The following is a 7190-nucleotide window of genomic DNA, read 5'->3' on the forward strand; positions in this document are numbered from 1 at the left end:
CCCCAGGGACCGGCGGGTGCTGCGGGCCGTGCTGCGCTGGACCGCGGCCGTCGTGGTTTTCGCGGCGGTCGGCGCGGGCACGGCGTACGGCATCACGCGGATGGAGCGCACCGACGTACCCGGGCTGGCGACCGAGTCCGACGGCCGCTGGGAGTACCCGAGGCTGGTGCTGCCGCCGCTGCCGTCCGGCAGCCCGGGCCCCTTCGACAAGACGAACCGGGCCGGAGCGCACTACGCCGACCTGCGTGCCCTGGTGCTGCCCGCCCCGAAGGGCGCGGTCGAGGACAAGGCGCTGCGCGGCACGGACGGGTGGCTGCCGACGAAGACGTTCCTGGCCGAGTACCAGGACGGCGACCGGGACGACTTCGGGCAGCAGCTCGTCGACGCCGGTCTGCGGCACATCGCGGCGCGCGGCTGGACCACGCCGGACGGCACCCGCACCCGGATCTACCTGCTCCAGTTCGACACGGCGGCCGTCGTGGACCGGAACTTCAACGACGTGTTCACGTTCGACAGCCCGCCGTACGCCGTGCGGGACGCCGACACGATGGTGCTCGACGAGGAGTTCCCGGACGCGGCGAAGGTGGCGCAGACGTCGCGCGTCGCGTTCACCGAGGCGAAGCCGTACGGCGCCGCACAGGTCCGTCAGGCGTACGTCGGCGCCGGTGACGTCCTCGCCGTGGTCGTGCAGTCCCGGAAGGGCACGGCGGCGGCGGTGCCCTTCCAGCAGACGGTGACCCTCCAGAGCGAGCTGCTCGGCTGAGGCAGGCCGTACCGAGGGGTCGGGGAGCGAGGACGCACCTCACAAAGTGGGCCGGGTCCCGGACGCGTAAGCTGGGGCCCGGCCCTGTGTACGTACAGCACCTCCGCTCACCGCAAGGAGCACCCCGTGGAGATCTTCTTCGAAACCCTGCTGGTCCTGGTCTGCGTCGGCGTTCTCGCCTTCGCCGGACTGACCGTGAAGAAGCTGTACCAGGGCCAGCGCTGACCCCTCTCCAGGAACCGCCACTCATGATCGAGATCCCGTCCGACCTCCACAAGGACCTCGTCCCCCTCGCCTTCCTGCTCGGCACCTGGGCGGGCGCGGGTGTGCACGACTTCCCCGGCTCCGAGAAGTGCAACTTCGGGCAGGAGGTCACCTTCTCGCACGACGGCCGGGACTTCCTCGAGTACCAGTCGCACAGCTGGGTGCTCGACAAGGACGGCAACAAGGTCCGCCCGCTGGAGTCCGAGCACGGCTACTGGCGTATCGACGCCGAACGCAAGCTGGACGTCGTCATGGTCCGCCAGGACGGTGTCGTCGAGGTCTGGTACGGCGAGCTGGCCCACCAGAAGCCGCAGATCGACCTCGCCACGGACGCCGTCGCCCGCACCGCCGCGTCGGCGCCGTACAGCGGCGGCAAGCGGCTGTACGGGTACGTGAAGGGCGACCTGCTGTGGGCCGGTGAGAAGCAGACCCCCGAGGTCAGCCTCCGCCCGTACATGTCGGCGCAGCTGAAGAAGGTCGTGACCCCCGAGGACGTCGAGCGCTGGGCCAAGGCCCTGCCGGACGACCTCCCGGACGACGGCATCGCCTTCTTCAAGTAGGCCCTCTCCCGTCTTCACGCAGGCGCTCTCCGCCTTCGAGCGGGCCCTCTCCCGTCGGTCGGGCCTCTCCCGGCGCGCTCCGCGCCGGGGCCGGTGCGGGTGCCGCGACTGGTCCTAGACTCATGGTTGTGGTGAGCACCGACTGGAAGACGGACCTGCGGCAGCGCGGCTATCGGCTGACCCCGCAGCGGCAACTTGTGCTCGAAGCCGTGGACACCCTTGAGCACGCGACCCCCGACGACATCCTCAGCGAGGTGAGGAAGACGGCGTCGGGGGTCAACATTTCCACCGTCTACCGGACGCTGGAGCTGCTGGAGGAGCTGGGCCTGGTCTCCCACGCCCATCTCGGGCACGGCGCCCCGACCTACCATCTCGCCGACCGGCACCACCACATCCACCTGGTGTGCCGGGACTGCGCCGGCGTCATCGAGGCCGATCTGTCGGTGGCCGCCGAGTTCACGGACAAGCTGCGCGAGCAGTTCGGCTTCGACACCGACATGAAGCACTTCGCGATCTTCGGCCGGTGCCGGAACTGCCAGGACGGGCGGACGGCACAGGAGGCCCCGGCGGATCGCGAGGCCCCGGTGGGCCGAAGGTCCCCACTGCACGACCAGGCGCTCAAGGATTCAAGCACCGGGTCGTAGGCTTGAGGCCATGAAGAGCCCCCTGCTGTCCCTGCCCGGCGCCGTCCCCGCCGAAGGCGCGGACGAAGGCGTCGCCGCCCACTACGGCGACCTGTTCCGTGAACAGCGCGCCCTGGCCGACGGCACCGGTTTCGTCGACCTCTCCCACCGCGGGGTGGTCACCGTCTCCGGCGACGACCGGCTCGGCTGGCTGCACCTGCTGCTCACCCAGCATGTCAGCGAGCTGCCCGCGGGCGAGGCCACCGAGGCGCTGATCCTCTCCGCGCACGGCCACATCGAGCACGCCCTGTATCTGGTGGACGACGGCGAGACCGTCTGGGCGCACGTCGAGCCCGGCACCCAGGACGCGCTGATCGCGTACCTGGAGTCGATGAAGTTCTTCTACCGGGTGGAGGTCGCCGACCGCACCGCCGACTTCGCGGTCGTCCACGTCCCCGCCGGTTCCATCGCCGAGGCCCCCGAGGGTGTCGTCGTCCGCGAGACGCCGTACGGCCGTGATCTCTTCCTGCCCCGCGCCGACCTGGAGTCCTTCGCGGAGAAGGCCGGCCCGCCCGCCGGGATCCTCGCCTACGAGGCGCTGCGCGTCGAACAGCACCGGCCCCGCCTCGGCTTCGAGACCGACCATCGCACCATCCCGCACGAGCTGGGCTGGATCGGCAGCGCCGTCCATCTCCAGAAGGGCTGCTACCGCGGCCAGGAGACCGTCGCCCGCGTCCAGAACCTGGGCAAGCCGCCGCGCCGCCTGGTCTTCCTGCACCTCGACGGCAGCGAAGTCCACCTGCCGGCGCCGGGCACCGATCTCCGTGTCGCCGACGAGGGCCCCGACGGCCGCAGGATCGGCTTCGTGACGACGTCGGTACGCCATCACGAGCTGGGGCCGGTCGCCCTGGGCCTGGTCAAGCGGAACGTCCCCGTCGATGCCCGGCTGCTCGCGGGTACGACGGCCGCCGCGCAGGAAGTCGTCGTCGAGCCGTAGCACCGGTGGCCCCCCGACCGGCCGGGCGCTCAGGCCCGGGACGAGAGGCCGAGGCGCCCCGGCGGGGCGGGACGCCTCAGATCTCCAGCAGCACCGTGAACGGGCCGTCGTTCGTCAGCGACACCCGCATCTGCGCGCCGAAGCGGCCCGTCTCCACCGACGCGCCCAGCGCGCGCAACTGCGCCACCACCTCGTCGACCAGCGGCTCGGCGACCTCGCCCGGCGCGGCGGCGTTCCAGGTGGGGCGGCGGCCCTTGCGGGCATCGCCGTACAGCGTGAACTGGCTGATCACGAGCAGCGGGGCGTTGATGTCGCTGCACGACTTCTCGTCCGCCAGCATCCGGATCGACCACAGTTTGCGGGCGAGCTGCGCCGCCTTCTCCTTGGTGTCCTCGTGCGTCACACCGACGAGGACGCACAGCCCCTCGCCCTTGATCTCCCCGACGGTCTCGCCGTCCACGACGACGCTCGCGCCGTCCACTCTCTGCACCACTGCACGCATACGACCATCATGCCGGGCGCCGCGAACCCGGCCGTTGACGCGTCTGTTTTCGAAGACCAACCCCCCAACTAGGGCCGTTCGGGGGCACTCGGTCACATAGCGGCCACTTGGGGTGGCACGATGCTGCCCTGACCGGTCGAGGGGACGGTAGAGGCACATGAGCACACCGAGTACCGGGCACCGGACCGACCTCCGGCCGCCCGCGCAGCGCACCGAGGGTCCGCGGATGCCGGCCGAGCCGGCCGAGCACGACCTGACCGCGCTGAGCCTGCCCGAGCTGCGCACCGTGCGCCGGGACGCGCAGCGCGACGAGGCCGACCTCAGCTATGTGCGACGGCTGCTCCAGGGACGTATCGACATCCTGCGGGCGGAGCTGGCGCGGCGCGGCCCGACCACCGTGACGGCGGTGGGGGAGGCGGCCAGGGTGACGGTGGCGGCCGGTGACTCCGTGGTGGAGCGGCTGCCGGAGATCCTCGCCGACGCCCCGGCCCGCAACCGCTCCTCCGCCCGGCATGTCACGCTGGCCACCCCGCACAACGAGGAGTACCGGCGGCTGGCCGCGGAGATGCTCGCCGACGTCGAACTGTCCGACCTGGGCGCGCGGACCGACGGGGAGCTGCACGAGGCGATGGGGCGGCTCGTCCGGTACGAGCAGCAGGTGTCCCGGCGCCGGCAGCGGTTGCAGCGCACGGCGGACGACTGCGGCGCGGAGATCACGCGCCGCTACCGGGAGGGCGAGGCCCAGGTGGACGACCTGCTGGTGTGACACGGCCGGAGGCGTCACGCGGGGGGGGCGCACGGCGGCCGGGCGCCGGGTGCGGGTGCTCCGCCCCTGGCGAAAAACACGCGACAGACGGCCGGTGCGGCACCTACCGTGCCGTTCATGAGCCGTCCGAACACCCACGCCATCGACGTCCGCCCCATCGAGGAGGACGAGTTCGCCGACTGGCTGCGTGCCCTGAACGCCGGCTTCCTGCGGGAACCGGTCGTCTCCGCCGAGGTGGTGGAAGGCCGCCGCCCGCAGTTCGTGCCGGGGCGGCTGCTGGGCGCCTTCGACGGCGGGCGCTGCGTGGCGACGTACCGCTCGTTCGACCAGGAGGTCACCGCTGTCGGCTGTACGACCGTGCCCGCCGACGCCGTCTCCAACGTGACCGTCACCGCCACCCACCGCTGGCGGGGCCTGCTCAGCCGCATGATGGGCGCCGACCTGGCGGCGGCGAAGGAGCGCGGGGACGTCGTGTCGACGCTGATCGCCGCCGAGTACGGCATCTACGGGCGGTTCGGATACGGCCCCGCCACCACGATGACCGAGTGGGTGATCGACGTGCCGCGCGCCGGGTTCGACCCGCGCCGGCCCGCCGTGCCCGACGACGGCGGCCGTATCGACCTCGTCGACGCGGAGGACGTCCGCAAGCTCGGCCCGGAGCTGCACGACCGGGTGCGCCGCGCGCAGCCCGGCGCGGTCAGCAGGACGGACTTCTGGTGGCAGACCAACACGGGCGCCGTGACCTTCGACGGCAAGTGGACCGAGCCCTTCTACGCGGTGTACCGGTCGGCGGACGGCGAGATCGAGGGCATGGTGTCGTACGAGTGCGACGACAAGTGGGGTGACGCCAAGCAGCCGTTGAACACGGCCGAGGTCAACTGGCTGATCACAGCCACCCCGCGGGCCGAGCGCGCTCTGTGGCACTACCTGTGCTCGATCGACTGGGTGCAGACCGTCAAGAGCGGCTGGCGCTCCCCGGACGATGTGCTGCCGCTGCTGCTGCCCGACCCGCGCGCGGCGCGGATCACGACGCAGGCGGACTGGCTGTGGGTGCGGTTGCTGGACGTGCGGCGGGCGATGGAGGCCCGGACCTACGGCACCGACGGTGAGCTGGTGCTGGAGACGGTGGACGCGGACGGCTTCACCGGCGGGCGGTATCTGCTGGAGGCCGGCCCGGACGGGGCCTCGTGCACGCCGACCACGCGCACGGCCGACCTCACGCTGGACGTGGCGGAGCTGGCCCGGCTGTGGCTCGGCGACGAGTCCGTCGGGCGGCTCGTGACGCTCGGCACGGTCCGGGAGGAACGAGCGGGCGCCGCCCGGCTGGCCGACGCCCTGCTGCGTACGCCCAGGCGCCCGTGGTGCCCGGACATGTTCTGACGGTCCTCCTCGCGCCGATCGCTCCTTGCTGATCCGTAGCTGCGTATGCGGTTGTGGCTGTGCTGTGCACCGCTGTTCGGTTGTGGCTGTACGGCACTGTGCTGTTGTGGCTGTGCACCGGTGTTCAGTTGTGGCTGTGCGTCGCTCTTCGGTTGTGGCTGTGCCGTGCCTCGGTGTGCCGGGTCGATGAGCCGTGCTCCCGGCTCCCCTCCGGATGGGAGCTTTGGCCAACCGTTCACCGGCTCGACCATGTTGTCTGAAGTTGGCGACCAACTTCACCGTACTTATCTCCGCTTGGAAGCGTCCTATAACCACCTTTCGGTGAACTGCCGCAAGATGGCGGGAAGTTGTACCGTTTGGGTGTGGACCCGGAACACGCCTCCGTCAATGGGCGGACCAGGCCCCAGAGGCCCCGTACGCCACCGCCGACCCCGCACGAGGTCGCGGCGGAGCTGCGTGCCCGGATCGCTTCCGGGGTGCTGCGGCCGGGCCAGCGCATGCCCACGCAGGCGCGGCTGGTGGAGGAGTTCGGCGTGGAGCGCGGTGTCGTACGGCAGGCACTGCGCATCCTGCAGTCGGAGCACCTGCTGACCAACGTTTCCAAGGGCGCCCCGGCCACCGTGTCCCCGAATGCCGCCCTCGCCCGGATGCCGGCCGGCCCCCAGGCGCCGCCGCAGCCCACGATGGTGGCCCTCGCCCCGCGGATCGCCGAGGCGTTCGCGGCGCCGCGGGTGACGATCGACGCGGTGTGTCTGACGGCGGTCTCCCTCACGCTCGCGATCTCCGAGCCGCTGCGCCGCATCCACGCGGGGGAGCTGAAACCGGCCAAGGTCGATGTGCGGGTGCTGCTGCCGTCGCGGAAGATCGACCTGGCGTTCCCGGCGCCGGTCAGCCCGACGCCCTCCGACGACGTGGTGCACGACCGCTGGCTCGCGCAGCGCAACGCGCAGGGGCAGGTGCTCCGGCACAATCTGCTGGCGCTGCGGGCGACGCACGGGATCGATGTGCGGGTGACGTTCCGGGCGGTGCCGTTCACGCCGCCGGTGAAGCTGTATCTGCTCAACGGCAGGGAAGCGCTGCTCGCCTACTACACGCTGACACAGCGCCAGGCGGAGATCGGCGACCGCACGCTGGAGACGTACGACGCCGTGGGCACCCGCTCCACGCTCTTCGCCTTCGAGCAGGGGGCGAACCCACGGGACACCACGTTCGTGGAACAGTCGCAGCTGTGGTTCGACGCGCTGTGGAACACGATCAGCTCCGACCTGCTGCTGTCATAGCCTGCCGTGTCCGCAGGTGAGGGGGCGTGGGGGGCTCGGCGGCCGGGGATGGCAC

Annotated in this window: 8 protein-coding genes; 7 read left to right on the top strand and 1 reads right to left on the bottom strand. The window is 71.4% G+C overall.

All coding sequences use genetic code 11. The features are described from left to right. From MTQ10_RS25330 to ygfZ, 4 genes are all read left to right on the top strand, one after another. On the top strand, positions 1-763 hold a 763-nt coding region (locus MTQ10_RS25330), incomplete at its 5' end, for a hypothetical protein (RefSeq protein ID WP_247472476.1). Between the two features lie 248 nt (positions 764-1011). Continuing rightward, a complete protein-coding gene (locus MTQ10_RS25335; protein WP_247472477.1) occupies positions 1012-1587 on the top strand; it encodes an FABP family protein in 576 nt (191 codons plus the stop codon). Positions 1588-1715: 128 nt separating this feature from the next. Next, positions 1716-2231 (top strand): Fur family transcriptional regulator, encoded by a 516-nt coding sequence (locus MTQ10_RS25340; RefSeq protein WP_247472478.1) that lies wholly within the window; start codon positions 1716-1718, stop codon positions 2229-2231. A 10-nt stretch (positions 2232-2241) separates the two neighbouring features. Continuing rightward, positions 2242-3207, top strand: a complete 966-nt coding sequence (ygfZ, locus tag MTQ10_RS25345) for a CAF17-like 4Fe-4S cluster assembly/insertion protein YgfZ (RefSeq protein ID WP_247472479.1) — start codon at positions 2242-2244, stop codon at positions 3205-3207. A gap of 76 nt (positions 3208-3283) precedes the next feature. Here ygfZ and dtd read toward each other — a convergent pair whose 3' ends face one another. After that, positions 3284-3709, bottom strand: coding sequence for a D-aminoacyl-tRNA deacylase (gene dtd / locus MTQ10_RS25350; protein WP_247472480.1), 426 nt, complete (start codon positions 3707-3709; stop codon positions 3284-3286). 157 nt (positions 3710-3866) lie between these two features. Here dtd and MTQ10_RS25355 point away from each other — a divergent pair, with 157 nt between their 5' ends. From MTQ10_RS25355 to MTQ10_RS25365, 3 genes are all read left to right on the top strand, one after another. Then, complete coding sequence (locus MTQ10_RS25355; protein ID WP_247472481.1) at positions 3867-4475, top strand: RsiG family protein; 609 nt, start codon at positions 3867-3869, stop codon at positions 4473-4475. Positions 4476-4592: 117 nt separating this feature from the next. Next, positions 4593-5855: a GNAT family N-acetyltransferase gene (locus MTQ10_RS25360; protein ID WP_247472482.1), complete on the top strand. Its 1263-nt coding sequence runs from the start codon at positions 4593-4595 to the stop codon at positions 5853-5855. A 356-nt stretch (positions 5856-6211) separates the two neighbouring features. Beyond that, positions 6212-7135 carry a winged helix-turn-helix domain-containing protein gene (locus tag MTQ10_RS25365; protein ID WP_247472483.1) on the top strand — a complete coding sequence of 308 codons (924 nt, stop codon included), beginning with the start codon at positions 6212-6214 and terminating at the stop codon, positions 7133-7135. Positions 7136-7190 lie beyond the last annotated feature (55 nt).

It is taken from the genome of Streptomyces sp. XM83C, assembly GCF_023072675.1.
GTDB classification, from domain to species: domain Bacteria; phylum Actinomycetota; class Actinomycetes; order Streptomycetales; family Streptomycetaceae; genus Streptomyces; species Streptomyces thermocoprophilus.

Excerpts from the sequence above, each read along its gene's own strand:
- MTQ10_RS25335 (WP_247472477.1), top strand. The coding sequence starts at position 1,012 with ATGATCGAGATCCCGTCCGACCTCCACAAGGACCTCGTCCCCCTCGCC.
- ygfZ (WP_247472479.1), top strand. The coding sequence starts at position 2,242 with ATGAAGAGCCCCCTGCTGTCCCTGCCCGGCGCCGTCCCCGCCGAAGGC.
- dtd (WP_247472480.1), bottom strand. The coding sequence starts at position 3,709 with ATGCGTGCAGTGGTGCAGAGAGTGGACGGCGCGAGCGTCGTCGTGGAC.
- MTQ10_RS25355 (WP_247472481.1), top strand. The coding sequence starts at position 3,867 with ATGAGCACACCGAGTACCGGGCACCGGACCGACCTCCGGCCGCCCGCG.
- MTQ10_RS25360 (WP_247472482.1), top strand. The coding sequence starts at position 4,593 with ATGAGCCGTCCGAACACCCACGCCATCGACGTCCGCCCCATCGAGGAG.